The organism is Halomonas sp. TH-94 (assembly GCF_057473365.1).
Genome location: NZ_JBYCKL010000093.1, coordinates 1 through 17,001, shown reverse-complemented (window position 1 = coordinate 17,001; position 17,001 = coordinate 1). Strand labels below are relative to the sequence as shown.

Genomic DNA, 17,001 nt, shown 5'->3' with positions numbered 1-17,001 from the left:
TTCCACGCCTGACTGCCACGCGCCTCTTCGGCCTCGCGGCGTGACGCCAGCTCGCTATCGGTAAGGTTCACGTTGATCGTGCGCTGGGTGATGTCGATGCGGATGATATCGCCGGATCGCACCAGGCCGATGGCACCGCCAGCCGCCGCCTCCGGCGAGACGTGCCCGATGGAGAGCCCCGAGGTACCGCCGGAGAAGCGTCCGTCGGTGAGCAGAGCACACGCCTTGCCCAACCCCTTCGACTTCAAGTACGAGGTGGGATAGAGCATCTCCTGCATGCCCGGCCCACCCTTCGGCCCCTCGTAGCGAATGACGACGACTTCGCCCTCCTTGACCTTGCCGGCCAGGATGTTCTCCACCGCCTGATCCTGGGATTCGACCACATGGGCCGGCCCTTCGAATAGCAGGTTGGCGTCATCGACACCGGCAGTCTTCACCACACAGCCATCGACGGCGATATTGCCGTAGAGCACCGCCAGGCCGCCTTCACGGGAAAAGGCATGATCGAGATCGCGGATGCAGCCGTTGACTCGGTCGCCGTCGAGGGAGGGCCAGCGGGTGCTCTGGGAGAACGCCACCTGAGTCGGAACGCCTCCAGGGCCGGCCTTGAAGAACTCCACCACCTCGGGGGTCGGGTTGCGCATGATGTCCCACTCGTCGAGCGCCGCCTTGAGGCTGTCGCCGTAGACGGTCGGGACCCGGGTATCGAGCACGCCGGCGCGGTCGAGCTCGCCGAGAATGGCCATGATGCCGCCGGCACGATGCACGTCTTCGATATGGTACTTCTGGGTGTTTGGCGCCACCTTGCACAGCTGCGGCACTTCCCGCGACAGCCGGTCGATGTCGGCCATGGTGAAGTCGATCTCCGCTTCCTGAGCGGCGGCCAGCAGGTGCAAGATGGTGTTGGTGGATCCGCCCATGGCGATATCCAGGGTCATGGCGTTTTTAAACGCCGCCTTGGAGCCGATGGCACGGGGCAGCAAGTGCGCCTCGTTGCCTTCGTAGTAGCGCTTGGCCAGCTCGACGATGCGGTGGCCCGCGGTCTCGAACAGCCGACGCCGGTCGGCGTGGGTGGCCAGCACCGTGCCGTTGCCCGGCAGGGCCAGGCCTAGCGCCTCGGTCAGGCAGTTCATCGAGTTGGCGGTGAACATGCCGGAGCAGCTACCGCATGTGGGACAGGCGCTGCGCTCCACCTCCGCCAGGGTTTCGTCGTCCACCGAGTCGTCGGCGGCCATGACCATGGCATCGACCAGATCGAGGCCGTGGTCCAGCAGCTTGGTCTTGCCCGCTTCCATGGGGCCGCCGGAGACGAAGATCACCGGGATATTGAGGCGCATGGCGGCCATCAACATTCCCGGGGTGATCTTGTCGCAGTTGGAAATGCACACCAGCGCGTCGGCGCAATGGGCATTGACCATGTATTCGACGCTGTCGGCAATGATGTCGCGGCTCGGTAGCGAATAGAGCATACCGTCGTGGCCCATGGCGATGCCGTCGTCCACGGCGATGGTGTTGAACTCCTTGGCCACCCCACCGGCCTTCTCGATCTCCCGCGCCACCAATTGACCCATGTCCTTGAGGTGAACGTGCCCGGGCACGAACTGGGTAAAGGAGTTGGCCACGGCGATGATCGGTTTGTGGAAATCCTCATCCTTCATGCCGGTGGCGCGCCACAGGGCGCGAGCGCCGGCCATGTTGCGGCCGGCAGTGGTGGTACGGGAGCGATATTCGGGCATGGTGTCCTCTTCGTGCGCCTTGGCGCTATGCGGTTCACGCCGTCTCTGCCACCTTAGGGCGGCGACGGTCTAGGTCTGTAATCCGTTCGATTCTGTCATGCACCCGGCCGTCAGGCTAGTAACGACTAAGCGCGGCCTGACATGCCATGGTAAAGAAGTACCAGTCGGCGCCTGCGAAGGGTGGCGGCATCTCCGTATCCCGGCAGCGCAAGAGTGAATGCGCTAGGCCAGTACCAGGGGGCTGGTAGCGGGAAGCGGCTCGGTGCCGTATACCACCCAGACATCCAGCGCCGGCCCCAGGTCTTCGATCAGGCGCAGCCTGTCGGAATGCTGCTCAACGACTTGGCGGGCGCAGATGCCCGCCTCGAAGCGACCCGCCAGAAGCCCCTCGGCCACTGCCACGGTGGTGGGCGCATCGATCTCTTCGGCGAAAGCCGAGAGGTCGGTGTAGTAGCGGGTGGCAGGCTGGCGCGCCACCTGTCGAGGCTCGGCGACATCGCACCGCGCCAGCAGCGCCAGCGGGTGGCTGCCGGCAACGAAGGCGTCCACCGGAAAGGCCCGGTGCATGTGACGCCCCACGCAGTCGGCGTGGCTGAAATGGGCCGTGCACTGCAGCACCCTGTCCACCTCGCCCGCCATCAGAGCAGCGAAGGCCGCCGGGAAGTCGTCGAACAACCTCACCTCGACGTCGGCGTGGCCGCGTGCGGCGAGGTAGCGACGCAGCACCAGTACATGGTTGTTCCCCTCGGGGCCCAGCGTGGCAACGATCATTACACCTCCTCGATAGCTCAGCTCAAAACGCGAAGATCACCAGCGCTCCGGCCACCACCAGCACCAGCCGCAGCCAGGCCGCGCGTCGCGCTATCACTCCATAAGAGATGGCAGCGAGGCCCAGTGCTATCTTCACCGCATCGAAGATGGCGCCGAAGGGGTCGAAGGCCAGGCGAATCACATCGGGGTTGGCGACCATCGCCAGCGGAATGATGTACAAGCCGATACCCAGCGCCATGGCCTTCATCGCCACCTTGAGCCAATTCTCCCCCACCATGCCGGCGGCGATGAACACCCCGCCGCATACCGGCGGTGTGATGGTCGAGAGCAGCGCGAACCAGAACACGAACAGGTGCGCCAGCAGCGGCTCGAGCCCCAGCGCGGTGAGCGCGGGGCCGGCCACCGAGACGCAGATCACGTAGGCCGCCGTGGTCGGCACTTCCATGCCCAGTACCAGGCAGGCCAGCGCCGTGAGCAGCAGTGCCGGCCACAGCATCTCGTTGGAGAGCGACAGAATGCCCGAGGTAATCTTGACGCCGAGCCCCGTCAGCGAGAGCACGCCGATCACCAGCGAGGCGCAGATGATGATGGCTCCGATCACCGCCACCTGGCGGCCGGCGGTGACCATGGCCTCGGCCATGCGCGAGGCGAAGCCGCGCAGGGAGAAGCTCAGCGTCACGTCGAAGAACAGCAACAGCATGCCGGCAAAGATGGCGATGCTGGCAGCGTACTGAGGCGTATAGCCCCCCAGAAAGATGCGCTCGAGCAGCAGCACGAAGGGGACGGCGAAGAAAAGTGAAGTGATCGCCACTTCCTTGCCGCTGGCCCGATCCTCCGCTGCCATGGGACGCAGGTCGTGACGGGTAGCGTAGGCGTTGATGCCCATCCACACGGTAGCGAAATAGAGAATTGCCGGCAGCAGCGCAGCCGCCATGATCTGGGTGTAAGGCGTGCCGGTGAGTTCGACCATGACGAAGGCGCCCGCTCCCATCAGCGGCGGCATGATCTGCCCTCCCGAGGAGGCCACTGCTTCGACGCCGCCGGCCAGGGTACGCGGGTAACCCAGCCGCACCATGGTGGGAATGGTGATCGCGCCGGTGGAAGCGACGTTGGCCGAGGCGGAACCGGAAATGGAGCCCATCAGCGCCGAGGAGATAACCGAAACCTTGGCCGCACCACCGGTCAGGCTGCCGGCGAAGGCGCTGGCCATGTTCATGAAGCCCCGCCCCGCCTCGCCGGCGTTCAGCACCGCGCCGAAAATGACGAAAATGGCCACCACGCCGACGCTGACGCCGGTGAGCGAACCCCACAGCCCACTCTCGGCAATGGTCAAGGTGCCGACGAAGCTCTGCATCGGCAGCCCCGGGTGACCGAACTGGCCGGGAATGTGTTCGCCGAACACCGCATAGGCCAGCGCCGCCACCGCCACCAGAGGCAGCGGCCAGCCGATCGCCCGGCGTGCCGTTTCCAAGGTGAGCACGATCAGGAAGACGCCCAGCACCATCTGAAAGGTGTTGTCGATGAAGCCGTATTGATGGGCCAGCGCCTCTTCGTTGAAAGCGATATAGCCGCAGGCGGCGATGCCGAGCGCTGTCAGCAGCCAACCGCTCCAGCGCTCGAAAGGGGTGCGAGCGGCAAGGATCAGGATCCACGGCAGCGCCAGCGCCATGTGGATGGGCCGGCTGACCAGCGCCGGCGTCAGGCCGTAGAAGATCAGCCCCAGGTGAAAGACGACCGTAACGGTGCCGAGCGCCACCCAGGCGGGATGCAGGCGAGCATTGCCATCGGCATCGGCCGTCGGTGAAGAAGAGAGTGTCGAAAGCATAGAACGGGGATGCCTTGCGGCTCGAGCGGGGCATCCTTGCCCCGATCTTCAGCCGTGGTTAACGCAGCTCGTCGGGAATCTCGATGCCGGCTTCGTCGTAGTAGCGCAAAGCGCCGGGATGCAGAGTACCGGCAATATTGCCTATCATGTCATGGGTGATACTACCCCACCAGGCGGTCTCGCTGGCCATGGCGTCGCGTCGCTCCCAGAAGGTGCGGGTCAGCGTATAGGCGGTTTCGTCATCCATTCCGGTGGTGGTATAGGCAATCACCGGCAGCGAGGTGGTCTCGACATCCTGATCGACACCGGGGTAGGTGCCGGCCGGAATGGTCTGCCGCGCCGCACCGGTCTGCTCGATCTGCTCGTCGGTGAGGCTGACCAGGCTGATCGGCATGCTGGCCGCGGTTTCGATCACGTTGGGCGTGGGAAAGGAGCTCGCCGTGACGAAGGCGTCGATCTGGCCATTCTTCAGGGCATCGGGCCCGCTGCCGATCTCGGCGTTGGCTACCCGTACCTTCTCCAGCATGTCGAACATCTCCAGGTAGCGTTCCGCTTCACGGGCGCCGAAAGTGCCGCGCCCGATCAGCACATGCTTGCCCTCGAGGTCCTCGAGACCGATCACACCCGCATCGCCTGCCGCCACGAAATGCATGGTAATGGCGGGAATCGGGAACAGTCCGCGAATCTCCTGGAAGCGCGGGCTCTGACGCTCGGCGAAGGGGCCCTCGCCCGCCATGGCCTGCTCGACCAGTCCAGGCGGCGTGGTAAAGACATAGTTGCCCTGACGCGCCATAACTTCCATGACGTTTTGCACCGAGCCCTGGCTCTCCTCCAGGGTCAGCACGACGTCTCCCTCGGTTCCCCGGCGAATCGCCTCCGAGAGTTCGACGCCCATCTGGTAGTAAGCGGTACCCGCCGAGGCGGACTTGTAGGTGACCCGGGTCTCGGCCTGAGCGGACAGCGCCGATACACCCAGCAGCACGGCAGTAGCCGATGCCAACAGAGTACGGGTTAAGGCAAGCTTGCGGTTTGACATCTGTCTCTCCGTTATGGCGTCCAGCATCGCTGTGCGATGTCATGTTTTGTTGTGGTGGTCGATTCGTTATAAAGAAATGTCGTGCAAACGTCTATAATGCCGATTTTTTTCAGACGAAGAATAACTAGGATGAATCATGCGAATCACGGCCGTACTGGGCGGCGCCGGCGGGATCGGTAGCGCCATCGTCGAGACACTGCTCGAGGCGGGAGACTATGTATTTCTACTCGATCGCGAGCAGGCACGTGAGCGGGCGACACTCCTGCTGCAGCGTCACCCTGAGCGCTGCGTCTACGTGGCCTGCGATATGGCGCAGCCGGAGAGCATCAGCGCGGCTTTCGCCCACATCGAAACCCATGGCGCAGGGCTCGATGCCTGCATCAATGCCGCCGGAGTAATTCACCGCGGCCGCTTCTTGGACGTGAAGCCCGACGAGCTCGGGGAGATGCTGACGATCAACGTCAACGGGACCTACCTGGCGCTGCAGGCGGCCGCCAGGTTGATGATCGAGGGCGGTGGCGGGCGCATCGTCAACGTCACTTCGGCTCATGGCCTGCGCACCACCGCCGATCGCTCGACCTACGCCATGTGCAAGGGGGCCGTGCTGTCCCTGAGCCGAGCACTGGCAGTGGAGCTCGGCCCCCAGGGCGTTCTGGTCAACGCCGTGGCGCCCGGTCCGGTCAGCGCCGGCATGCAGGACGCCGAGTCCGAATCGCGTCGCCGCTGGCAGGCGGCAACGCCTCTCGGCCGAGTGGCCTGCGCCGACGAGGTGGCCCGAGCCGTTGTCTTTCTTGCCTCGGCCGAGAACACCTTCATCAGCGGCGACACGCTGGTGGTGGATGGCGGCGCCAACGTCGCCATGTAGCGCCGCCTGATCCGGTCACAGCTTGAAGGCGACCTTGGCCACGTCCTGATAGCGCTTGGCGAAGTGCACCGTGACGCCCTCCTTGAGGAAGTCCGGCAGCTCGTCGTAATCGCGGCGATTGGCCTCGGGCAGGATCACCTCGAAGATCTTGCTGCGCCGGGCGGCAATGATCTTTTCGCGAATCCCGCCCACCGGCAGTACCTGGCCGGTCAAGGTCAGTTCGCCGGTCATCGCCAGCGGCCGGTCGATGCCCTGATGCCGCCCCAGCGACAGCAGCGCCGTGGTCATAGTCACCCCGGCCGAGGGACCATCCTTGGGTGTGGCGCCCTCGGGCACGTGCAGATGGACGAAGGCGGAGTCGAAGAAGTCGGTTTCGACGCCATACTCGGCGAGATGACCCAGCGCATAGCTGTAGGCGATGTTGGCCGACTCCTGCATCACCTCACCGAGCTTGCCGGTGAGCTTGAAGCCACGCGTCAGCGAATGCACCTTGCCCGCCTCGATGGGCAGCGTGGCGCCGCCCATCGAAGTCCAGGCGAGCCCGGTAACGACTCCCTCACCCTTGAGCACCTGCTCCTGCCGGAACAGCGGGGCGCCGAGAAACTCCTCGAGATTCTTGACCGAGATGCGCACCGACGCCTGCTCGCTTTCGAGCAGCTTGACCGCCGACTTGCGCACGATGCTGTGCAACTGCTTTTCAAGCTGACGAACGCCGGCCTCGCGGGCATATCCCTCGATCACCTGGCGTAGCGCCGCATCGGTGAGATTGATGCGCTTGCGCGGGATCTTGTCGCGCTCGAGCAGCTTGGGCCATAGATGGTTCTTGGCAATGGCCATCTTCTCCTCAGCGATGTAGCCGGAGAGGCGAATCTGCTCCATGCGATCGAGTAGCGGACCGGGGATCGAGTCCAGGGTATTGGCGGTGCACACGAACAGCACTTTGGATAGATCCAGGCGCACGTCGAGGTAGTGATCGAGGAAATCGACGTTCTGTTCGGGATCGAGCACCTCGAGCAGCGCAGAGGCCGGATCGCCCTGGAAGGACCTGCCCAGCTTGTCGATCTCGTCGAGCATGATCACCGGGTTTTCGACTTCGACCTCCTTGAGCGCCTGCACCAGCTTCCCGGGCATGGCGCCGATGTAGGTACGCCGGTGCCCCTTGATCTCGGCCTCGTCACGCATGCCGCCTACCGAGAAGCGGTAGAACTCGCGCCCCAGCGCCTCGGCGATGGAACGACCGACGGAAGTCTTGCCCACCCCGGGCGGCCCCACCAACAGCACGATCGAGCCTCCCACATCGCCCTTGAAGGTACCTTCGGCGAGAAACTCGATGATGCGCTCCTTGACGTCCTTGAGGCCGTCGTGGTCTCGGTCGAGCACTTTCCTGGCGTGAGCCAGGTCGAGCTGATCCTGGCTGCGCACGCCCCACGGCATCGAAGTCAGCCAGTCGAGATAGTTGCGCGTCGTGCCGTATTCCGGTGAGCCGGTCTCCAGCACCGAGAGCTTGTCGAGCTCCTCCTCGATACGGGTCAATACCTTGGGCGGCACGACCAGCCCCTCGAGGCGATCACGGAAGGTATCGACGTCGTTCTCGCGGTCGTCCTTGGAAATGCCCAGCTCGCGCTGGATCACCTTGAGCTGCTCACGCAGGAAGAACTCGCGCTGCCGCTCCTGCATCTGGGCGTTGACCTGCTCGCTGATCTCGGTTTGCAGCTGGGCGACATCGATCTCCTTGCGCAGCAGCGGTAGCACCTTTTCCATGCGCTCCTGCACCGGCAGGGTCTCGAGCACGGTCTGCAGCTCTCGCCCCTTGGCCGAGGTGATGGCCGCGGCGAAATCGGTCAGCGGCCCTGGCTCGTGGGGGCTGAAGCGATTGAGGTAGTGCTTGAGCTCCTCGCCGTAGAGCGGGTTGATCGGCAGCAGTTCCTTGATGCCGTTGATGATTGCCATGGCGTAGGCACGGGTCTCGTCCTCATCGGCCTTCACCGGCTCGCGCGGATAGCTGACCTCCACCAGATAGGGTGGCTTCTTCGACAGCCAGCGTTGAATACGGAAACGGCGCATGCCCTGAGCGATGAACTGCAGCTGCCCCTCTTCGCCCTGCATCTTGTGCACCTTGACGGCGGTGCCGATTTCGGGGAAATGGTCATGACCGAGATCATCCACCGCCTTGTCGCCGACGAAGGCTACCCCCAGCGTATGGTGGGGTGTATTGCCCACCCGGCGCATGGTCTCTTCCCAGCGTTCACGATTGATCACCAGCGGCTGAACCTGGGCGGGAAAGAAGGGACGGTTGTGGATAGGCAGAAGATAGATCCGCTCGGGCAGATAGTCGCTGGCGGGCACCACGGCATTGTTGGCCACCTCGTCCACCTCGCCGTCGGAGCCGAGCGCCTCCTCGGCAGCCTCTTTTGCCTGCTGCCAGTTGTGCTCGTCCTGATCGTGATCGCTCATGTAGTCCTCGTCCTGAAGCTGATGAAAGCCGATGATTCACTGCCCTGTGGAATGCGGGCAGCATAGCTCAACTTCAAGTCGGCAAAGGCGGAGGACGATCAGATGACGAGGCTTTTGCGTCTTGGGAACAAGCGCGGACGCTTCCGGACGAAGCCTAGCGCCATAGCGGCGGCAGCGGACGACTGTTCACACGCACCTGCCCGCGGCCGATATCGACTTCCAGGGTGCGCGTGTCGAGCGGCAGACCCAGCCATAGCGCCACCACGGTGGGCAGCTCATGCCAGGTGAAGTCACCATCGAGACGCCGGCGCCAGCGCTCCTTGACGGCCGGATCGTCGAAGCCGACCAGACTGAGCTCCTCCAGCCGTCGGCCGTCGAAGAACAGCGAGCCGTCGACTTGGGCTGAAAGGCCCAGCATCGGGCTATCCAGCGCCAGGCGCTGCAGGTCGAGACGCGGCGAGTCCTGCAGGACCGCCAGCACGTAAGGCTCGATGTCGCTCAGCAGGGCCTCACGCCCCATGCCGTGATGACCACTGGCGGCCAGTTTGCGCAGACGCGTCATGGTGGCTCGCAGTGCATCGGCATTGAGGCGCGACAGCTCCACTTCCATCTGGCCGGTCAACAGCACCTGGTCGGCGGTATGGATCTCGCCCAGGTCCAGGTCGAGCTGCATCATGAGCTCTTGCTCATCCAGCGAAATGCGATTGGCCAGTCTCAGCCCCGTGGCGTCGAGCTTCAATTGGGGCTGATGCCAGGAAAGCGATTCAATCTGCAGGCGGTCTTCCTGCGTGAAGGAGTGTGCGCCCTCGGTATAGGCGTACTGGCTATTGAGAGTGGCAGGTCCGACTTCAAGCCGAGCCGCGCCATCGCTGAGCATCCAGGAGTTGAGGTGGGCGCGTACCCGCCAGTTTCCCTGCTCACCGCTGAAGCGTAGCCGGCCGCCTTCGAAGGCGAGTTCGCGCTCCTGCTGTGTGATACGCAGGGGGGCGAGCTGCAGACCTCCCTCCAGAGTTCCTGTCAGGGTATGGTAGCTCGCTTCCCACACCGGCGGCGGCGAGGCCAGGGAGTCGCCAAACAGGTGGATGGCATCAGGTCCATGGCGCAGCATGGCCTCACCGTCCAGATTCGTGCTGAGCACGCCATGTCGGGCATGATAGGTCAGTTCAAGCTGCCACATATGCCCGAACAGCGGTGCCAGATGAATCCGCCCGGTCGAGGCCCACCAGCCCTGCTCGACGTCGACGCGCGCGATTTCGAGCTCGCCCCTGGCCTCGAGGTCGGCCAGAGTTCGCGACATCTCACGTTCGAATAGCCAGCTCGACACTGCCTGCGCGCCAAACCAGGCAAGCAGAAGCACGACCAGCACTGGGACGATGAGACGTTCCTTGCGCATAGCTTCGCCTCCCTGTGGTGATGAATGCGCTATCTGTTAACCGAACACGAAATGTAAGCTAGTGCAACCAAAGCCACAGGTGCATCGTACTCCAGGCGTAGATGCCGGCGAGGACATCATCGATCATGATGCCGAACCCACCCGCTACGCGGCGGTCGGCCCAGCGAATCGGCCAGGGCTTGAACACATCGAAGATGCGGAACAGCACGAATCCCCACAGCGCGGCTTCCCAGGAGAACGGCACCGCCGCCATGGTGATCCAGTAACCGACGAATTCATCCCATACGATACCGGAATGGTCGTGAACGCCGAGATCGTGGGACGTCTTGTCGCAGAGCCAGACCCCCACCACGAAGGCAACCGCCACCAACGACAAGTACCAGCCCAGCGGCAGCTCGGAGAGCAGCCAGTAGAAGGGAATCGCCGCCAGGGTGCCGAAGGTGCCTGGCGCCCAGGGCACACCACCGCTACCCAGCCCGAAGGCGAAGAAGTGGACGGGGCGCCGCCAGACGCTTGGCGGACAGCGGTTCATGGCGTGTCTCCACGAAAGTGCTGCCAGCCGCGAGCGCCGTCGATCTCGACTCCCGTAACGCCCGCCTCGGCACGGATCGTACCGATAGGTGTCAGCGCCAGACCTTGCTCAGAGAGCCGTCGCCTGGCCTCGTCGAACGTCGTGGCAGGCAGGCTGACAAGCAGTTCGTAATCGTCGCCACCGCACAGAGCGGCTCGACGAGCCGCCTGCATACCCAGCGCCTCGATCAGGCCCGGCGCCAGGGGCAGCGCCTCGGGCTCGAGCCGTGCCCCCATGCCTGACGCTGCCAGAACGTGCTCGAGGTCGGCCAGCAACCCGTCGGAGATATCGATGGCGGCATGGGCCAAGCCAAGCAGCGCCTGGCCGGCTGCCAATCGGGGCGCCGGCTTGAGATATCGCGCCAGGAGCGGATGGTCAAGGTCGCGCTCGCCACGCTTCCAGAGCGCAAGCCCCCCTGCCCCGCCGCCCAGCGCACCGGTCACGGCGAGAATGTCGCCGGGCTGCGCACCGCTGCGCCTGAGCGCCTGCCCATGGGGCACCTCGCCCATTACCGTAACGCCGATGGCAAGTTCTCCTCGGGTGACGTCCCCACCCACCAGGGCGGTATGGCTGGCCGTGCAGAGCGAATGAAAGCCGCGAGCGAATGGCTCGAGCCAGGTTTCGTCGTCGTTCTCGAGCGTCAGGGCCATCAGGCACCAGCGCGACTCGGCTCCCATGGCCGCCAGATCGCTGAGGCTCACCGCCAGGGCCCGATAACCGATGGCTTCGGCCGGCGCATCGGCGGGAAAATGAACGTTGGCGACCGACGTGTCGACGCTGACCGCCAGCTGGCGTCCCGGGCGCGGGGCCAGCAGCGTGCAGTCGTCACCCACGCCAAGAGGCACGCCGGCTTCTGGGCCGGGTGCAGCGGGGGTGAAATGACGGGCGATCAGGTCGAATTCACTGGCCACCAGGGGCACCTTCAGCCGCGACGAGCCCTGACCTCGGCGCTACGCAACCGGGCGGCCAGCTTGTCGAGGATACCATTGACGTACTTGTGCCCGTCGGTGGCTCCAAAGGATTTGGCGAGCTCGACGCCCTCGTTGATGGCCACGCGATAGGGAACGTCCAGCCTCCGGCTCAGTTCATAGGTACCGAGGCGCAGGATGGCGAGCTCGATGGGGTCGAGTTCCACGAGACGGCGATCGAGCAGCGGGGTGATCGCGGCATCCAGTTCTTCACGGTAGCGGACCACGTTGTGCAACAGTTCATGAAACAGGGCCAGATCGGCAATCTGCATCACCTTGGACCAGTTCTCATGGTCCTCGAGGTCGTCGTCCGGCAATTGGCTGCGGAACTCCGCCTCGATCACCGTGGTCGACTTGCCGGTCATGTGCCACTGGTAGAGGCCCTGAACCGCCAGTTCACGGGCCGCTCGCCGCGCTTGCTGACCCGCCGATGGGGGGCGTTGCGGGCGCGATCCACTCATGAAGCTTCTCCATCTTCGCTTTCACCGTCACCGAAGCCACGCAGCAGGGAAACCATCTCCATCGCGGCCATGGCCGCTTCGGCACCCTTGTTGCCTGCCTTGGTGCCCGAACGCTCGATAGCCTGCTCGATCGAGTTGACTGTCAGCACGCCGTTGGCAATGGGGGTGTCGAATTCGAGCTGCAGGTTGCCCAGGGCCGCATTGCAGCCGCCCGCCACATATTCGAAGTGGGGCGTACCGCCACGAATCACCGCACCCAGCGCAATCACCGCATCGGGACGCACCACCTGCAGGGCACGCTTGACTGCCAGCGGCAGTTCCCAAGCACCGGGCACGTGGACGATATCGATATTTTCCGCATCCACGCCGTGGCGCACCAGAATATCCACGGCGCCCTCGACGAGGCTATCGACCACATGATGATTGAAGCGTCCCACTACGATCACGTAGCGGCCGTCGACGTCGACGAAATTGCCTTCCAGTTGAGACAGGGTGTGCATCGCAAATTCCTGATGAAAAGGGTCCTGCTGAAAACGAGATGAATCGGGTGAAGCCGAGGGGCCGACGCCAGGTGCCGGCCTCTCTGGCATGGCACGCTGGCTCAGTCTTCGGCGCCAGCCTCATTCTCGCCCGGCGCGATCAGCTCGACCACTTCGAGGTCGAAGCCCGAGAGCGCCGAAAATTTCCACGGCGAGCTCAAGAGGCGCATGCGCCCCACGCCTAGATGGCGCAGGATCTGTGAGCCGGTGCCGATGGTCAGATAGTTGCCGGCGCCATCGGAGTCGCTGGTGCGCGGCAAGCGACGACGCTCGAGAAACACCTCGAACTGGTCGCGAAAATCCTGATGCTGCCGGCCGTCGTCGAGCAGCACGAATACACCATGCTCGACCCGGGCGATCTCTTCCAGTGCGCTGTGGGTCGTCCAGTTTCGACTTTCGCTCTTCTGCAGGCCCAGCAGGTCACGCATGGTGTCGGCCAGATGGACTCGTACCGTGGTGAGCGCTTCGGGGCTCGGGCTCCCCTTGACCAGCGCTACATGATGGGCATTTTGTATGCGGTCCTGGAAGACATGCAACGTGAGCTTGCCCACTGCCGTGTCGACCAGCGTCGACTCGACCGGCTCCACCGTCTGTTCATTGTGGATACGGTAGTGGATCAGGTCGGCAATGGTGCCGATCTTGATGCCGTGTTCGGCGGCGAAGCGCTCGAGCTCAGGGCGCCGCGCCATGCTGCCGTCGTCGTTCATGATCTCGCAGATCACGCCACTGGGATCGCAGCCGGCCAGGGCGGCAAGGTCACAGGCCGCTTCGGTGTGGCCGGCACGGCGCAGCACGCCGCCGGGCTCGGCCATCAGCGGGAAGATGTGTCCGGGCTGGACGATGTCCTCGGCACGAGCGTTGCGCGCAGCCGCAACCTGCACGGTGCGTGCCCGGTCGGCGGCGGAGATACCGGTAGTGACCCCCTCGGCCGCCTCGATGGAGAGCGTGAACTTGGTGCCGAAGCCGGAACCGTTGTCGCTTACCATCAGCGGCAGCTTGAGACGCTCACAGCGCTCGCGGGTCATCGGCATGCAGATCAGGCCGCGCGCATGGCGCGCCATGAAGTTGATATGTTCGGCCTGGACTTTCTCCGCGGCCATGATGATATCGCCTTCATTCTCGCGATCCTCATCGTCCATGAGGATCACCATCTTGCCCTGTCGGATGTCCTCGATCAGGTCTGCGATGGGAGCCAGTCCCGTATGGGAAGATTGCACGCTGGAATCTCCGAATGTTCGAACGTCGTCGTGGGCGATAGTGCACTGCAGCGAAGCATTGCCGCAAAATCGCACCACGTTGAATGGGCGTCAGAGTACATTGGCGCGGCTTCGGGCGCCAGTAGTGAGAACATTGGCCGGCGCAAGCCTCTACACACAAGCCGGCCTGTCGCTCATTCCATGGGGAGCTACAGGTTACTCCTTTGCCGCTCCGGTCGCGCCGTGATCCGCCAGTCGCGGCCAACGGCGCGAATGTCGAGAATCTCCAGCGGGCGCTGCTGCGCCATGCGCGTCAATCCCGGCAGGGCGAACAGCGGGCGCGCCTCGCCGCCGAGCAGGGTAGGCGCCACGAACAGCTGCATCTCGTCGACCAGGCCGGCATCCAGCATGGCACCGGCGAGTGTGGCACCGGTCTCCAACAGCAGCTCGTTGACCAGCTCCCGCTCGGCCAGGTAGCGCAACAACGCCTGCAGGTCGACGCGACCGTCTTCGCCGGCCGGAAGCACCAGCACTTCAGCGCCGGCGGCCTCGAGGCGCTCGCGGCGCATGGGCTCATACCCCGAGACGGTAGCGACCAAGGTGCGTCCCGGTTCGCGCAGGCAGGCGGCGGCCTGGGGCAGACGCAGCCGGGTATCGACCACCACCCGCAGCGGCTGACGTGCGGCGATGGTGTCGGCGTCGTCGAGGCCCAGTTGGGCCGCCCGAACCGTGAGCCGCGAATTGTCGAAGATGATCGAATCGACGCCCGACATGATTGCGCTGGCGCCGGCCCGCAGCCGCTGCACTTCGGTGCGCGCATGGGGCCCCGTGATCCACTGCGATTCACCGGACTGCATCGCCGTACGGCCATCCAGGCTCATGGCCATTTTCAACCGGACGAAGGGCCGCTGGCGTGTCATGCGCGAAATGAAGCCTGCGTTGAGCACCCGAGCCTCCTCCTCGAGCAGGCCAACCGTCACCTCGATACCCGCCTCGCGCAGCATGGCGATGCCTCGGCCTGCCACCTCGGGGTTGGGATCCTGCATGGCGACCACGACCCGTTTCAGGCCGGCCTCGATAAGCGCCACGGCACAAGGGCCGGTCCGACCGTAGTGAGAGCAGGGCTCGAGCGTGACATAGGCGGTAGCACGATGCGCGGCCTCACCCGCCATACGCAGGGCGTGAATCTCGGCATGCGCCTCGCCGGCGCGTACGTGCCAGCCCTCACCGATCAGGCGCCGATTCTTGACCAGCACACAACCGACGCGGGGGTTCGGGTGGGTGGTGTAATAACCGCGGCGGGCAAGCTGCAACGCCCGGGCCATCCAGACGGCATCGGTCGGCTTGGGCATGTCACTCCTCGTTCGGTTCACGATCGGCCGTATGCGTCGCCAGGTAGGCGGAACGAGTGCGGCCAGCGCAGATCAATCCTCGCCAGTACCGGGTGGGAAGCCTGGCTCCTGGGCGAGGCGGTCGATTTCAGCGCGAAACTCGTCGATATCCTGAAACCGGCGATAGACCGAAGCGAAGCGAATATAGGCGACCTGATCCAGGCGCTTGAGCGCCTGCATGACGGCTTCACCGATATCTCGCGCCTGAATCTCGCGCTCACCACTCGCCCGCAGGCGATGGCGTATCTGCTCTACGGCGGCCTCTATGGCCTCGACGCTGACGGGGCGTTTTTCCAAGGCGCGCAGCATTCCAGCACGCAGCTTGTGATCGTCGAAGGTCTCCCGGGTACCGTCGGCCTTCACTACCCTGGGCATGACCAGTTCGGCGGTTTCGTAGGTGGTGAAGCGTTCACCGCAGTCGGTGCACTGGCGGCGACGCCGTACTTGGTCACCCTCAGCCACAAGGCGGGAATCGGTCACACGGGTATCATGGGCGCCACAGAAGGGGCAATGCATGGTATCGATCCGAACGTGAAGCGGGGCAACCTGAGGTCGCTCGTGAGTCACTGAAGTGAACTTGGACCCGATATTGTACCCGCTCCCCTGCCGGCCGCCCAGCACAGCCACTCACCCTACCAGGCGGCCACGTCTTCTCAGTGGTCGTGCGCATGGCCATGGTGGCCGTTGCCGTGTTCGTGACTCTCGTCGCGGTCATGACCATGGTGGTGTTCTGCCTCCACTACGATGCGCTGAACGGGCGCTTCCAACCGCTGCGTCTCCCCCGACTCGTATCGCAGCTCGATCTCGACGGGCTCCCCCTCCACCAGCGGCTCGGTCAGACCGATCAGCATCAGATGCAGCCCACCGGGTGCCAGCGCGACCGACTCACCGGCAGGCACGACGATCTCGGAGATCTTGCGCATTTGCATTACACCATCGACGTCTTCGTGATTGTGCAGTTCCATGACCTCGGCAGCGGGCGAGTCTGCATCGACCAGTGTCACGTCCTGCTCCCCGGGGTTACGCAGTGTCATGAAGGCCGCCGAGGTCTGCGAGCCCGGCGGCACGGCGCGCACCTGTGCCTCTTCGACGAGCAGCGGCTCGGCTTGAACGGCGAGAGACACCAAGGAAAGGCCGGCGGCGAGCAGAAGGGATCGGGGCAGTTTCATGGGGGCTCCTTGTTGTAGGACTGGACGTAGCCAGTAAAGCACTGGATGAGAATACTATGCCGTGGCGCAAGTATGACAGGCTGCGTCATAGCGACACGGCTGGAGTTAACCGGGAATTAATCCTGACCTGCCACGCTGGCAGGTCGCCTTTTCCATGAGCACCGCTTTAGGAGGACAGCCCCTCATGCAATCCTTGCAGCAGAGCATTGCCCTTGGCCCCGTGGGGATCTCGATCGGCCAACTGCTGATCATTCTGGCCTTCTTCATGGCCCTGCTGGCCGGTGCGCTGCTTGGTCGGCGTCATCGCACCCCTGTCGCCGACACCCTGCTTACGCTGCTGCTTCTCGGCCTGGCCGGTGCCCGCGCGCTGTTCGTGATCCGCTACTGGGGCAGCTACGACGGAATACTGCCGATACTGGACATCCGAGACGGCGGGTTCGACCCCGTGGGTGGCCTGGTGGCTGGCCTGGCCTATGTGTTCTGGAAGATATGGCGGCACCCGGCACAGCGGTTGGCCCTGAGCGGTGCATTGACGACAGGCGCTGTCACCTGGGGACTGCTTGCCGGCCCCTTGCTATTGATGGAATCCACGGCGCGCCCCCTACCGGATACGGCATTGTTCACAT

General features: G+C 64.3%; 16 protein-coding genes. 2 read left to right on the top strand and 14 right to left on the bottom strand.

The annotated features are described in order from the left end of the window. From ilvD to AC2VNO_RS16705, 4 genes are all read right to left on the bottom strand, one after another. Nucleotides 1-1,736: dihydroxy-acid dehydratase (gene ilvD / locus AC2VNO_RS16720; protein WP_486935195.1), on the bottom strand; the 1,736-nt coding region annotated here is incomplete at its 3' end. Between the two features lie 222 nt (nt 1,737-1,958). Further along, nucleotides 1,959-2,507 carry a hypothetical protein gene (locus tag AC2VNO_RS16715; RefSeq protein WP_486935194.1) on the bottom strand — a complete coding sequence of 183 codons (549 nt, stop codon included), beginning with the start codon at nt 2,505-2,507 and terminating at the stop codon, nt 1,959-1,961. Between the two features lie 22 nt (nt 2,508-2,529). After that, nucleotides 2,530-4,332 (bottom strand): TRAP transporter permease, encoded by a 1,803-nt coding sequence (locus tag AC2VNO_RS16710; RefSeq protein ID WP_486935193.1) that lies wholly within the window; start codon nt 4,330-4,332, stop codon nt 2,530-2,532. Nucleotides 4,333-4,390: 58 nt separating this feature from the next. Continuing rightward, nucleotides 4,391-5,368 carry a TAXI family TRAP transporter solute-binding subunit gene (locus AC2VNO_RS16705; RefSeq protein WP_486935192.1) on the bottom strand — a complete coding sequence of 326 codons (978 nt, stop codon included), beginning with the start codon at nt 5,366-5,368 and terminating at the stop codon, nt 4,391-4,393. A gap of 136 nt (nt 5,369-5,504) precedes the next feature. Between AC2VNO_RS16705 and AC2VNO_RS16700 the strand changes: the two genes are divergently transcribed. Continuing rightward, the gene (locus AC2VNO_RS16700) at nt 5,505-6,233 is read left to right on the top strand and encodes an SDR family NAD(P)-dependent oxidoreductase (protein WP_486935191.1); all 729 of its coding nucleotides are present in this window, start codon (nt 5,505-5,507) and stop codon (nt 6,231-6,233) included. Nucleotides 6,234-6,248: 15 nt separating this feature from the next. On the opposite strand, the gene lon is transcribed toward AC2VNO_RS16700, so the two are convergent. From lon to AC2VNO_RS16650, 10 genes are all read right to left on the bottom strand, one after another. Then, complete coding sequence (gene lon, locus AC2VNO_RS16695) at nt 6,249-8,687, bottom strand: endopeptidase La (protein WP_486935190.1); 2,439 nt, start codon at nt 8,685-8,687, stop codon at nt 6,249-6,251. Between the two features lie 154 nt (nt 8,688-8,841). Beyond that, nucleotides 8,842-10,080 carry a DUF945 family protein gene (locus AC2VNO_RS16690; RefSeq protein WP_486935189.1) on the bottom strand — a complete coding sequence of 413 codons (1,239 nt, stop codon included), beginning with the start codon at nt 10,078-10,080 and terminating at the stop codon, nt 8,842-8,844. 58 nt (nt 10,081-10,138) lie between these two features. Next, nucleotides 10,139-10,612, bottom strand: a complete 474-nt coding sequence (locus AC2VNO_RS16685; RefSeq protein WP_486935188.1) for a phosphatidylglycerophosphatase A family protein — start codon at nt 10,610-10,612, stop codon at nt 10,139-10,141. Continuing rightward, nucleotides 10,609-11,562 (bottom strand): thiamine-phosphate kinase, encoded by a 954-nt coding sequence (gene thiL, locus AC2VNO_RS16680; RefSeq protein ID WP_486935187.1) that lies wholly within the window; start codon nt 11,560-11,562, stop codon nt 10,609-10,611. The genes AC2VNO_RS16685 and thiL overlap by 4 nt, the downstream gene beginning before the upstream one ends. 11 nt (nt 11,563-11,573) lie before the next feature. After that, on the bottom strand, nt 11,574-12,080 hold the full coding sequence (nusB, locus tag AC2VNO_RS16675; RefSeq protein WP_486935186.1) for a transcription antitermination factor NusB: 507 nt from the start codon (nt 12,078-12,080) through the stop codon (nt 11,574-11,576). Then, nucleotides 12,077-12,580 (bottom strand): 6,7-dimethyl-8-ribityllumazine synthase, encoded by a 504-nt coding sequence (gene ribH / locus AC2VNO_RS16670; protein ID WP_486935185.1) that lies wholly within the window; start codon nt 12,578-12,580, stop codon nt 12,077-12,079. The genes nusB and ribH overlap by 4 nt, the downstream gene beginning before the upstream one ends. Before the next feature lie 101 nt (nt 12,581-12,681). Next, nucleotides 12,682-13,836 (bottom strand): bifunctional 3,4-dihydroxy-2-butanone-4-phosphate synthase/GTP cyclohydrolase II, encoded by a 1,155-nt coding sequence (ribBA, locus tag AC2VNO_RS16665; RefSeq protein ID WP_486935184.1) that lies wholly within the window; start codon nt 13,834-13,836, stop codon nt 12,682-12,684. Between the two features lie 188 nt (nt 13,837-14,024). Then, nucleotides 14,025-15,167: a bifunctional diaminohydroxyphosphoribosylaminopyrimidine deaminase/5-amino-6-(5-phosphoribosylamino)uracil reductase RibD gene (gene ribD, locus AC2VNO_RS16660; RefSeq protein WP_486935183.1), complete on the bottom strand. Its 1,143-nt coding sequence runs from the start codon at nt 15,165-15,167 to the stop codon at nt 14,025-14,027. A 72-nt stretch (nt 15,168-15,239) separates the two neighbouring features. Further along, nucleotides 15,240-15,722, bottom strand: a complete 483-nt coding sequence (nrdR, locus tag AC2VNO_RS16655) for a transcriptional regulator NrdR (RefSeq protein WP_486935182.1) — start codon at nt 15,720-15,722, stop codon at nt 15,240-15,242. Nucleotides 15,723-15,859: 137 nt separating this feature from the next. Beyond that, complete coding sequence (locus AC2VNO_RS16650) at nt 15,860-16,375, bottom strand: copper chaperone PCu(A)C (RefSeq protein ID WP_486935181.1); 516 nt, start codon at nt 16,373-16,375, stop codon at nt 15,860-15,862. A 184-nt stretch (nt 16,376-16,559) separates the two neighbouring features. On the opposite strand from AC2VNO_RS16650, the gene AC2VNO_RS16645 reads away from it, so the two are divergent. After that, nucleotides 16,560-17,001: prolipoprotein diacylglyceryl transferase family protein (locus AC2VNO_RS16645; RefSeq protein WP_486935180.1), on the top strand; the 442-nt coding region annotated here is incomplete at its 3' end.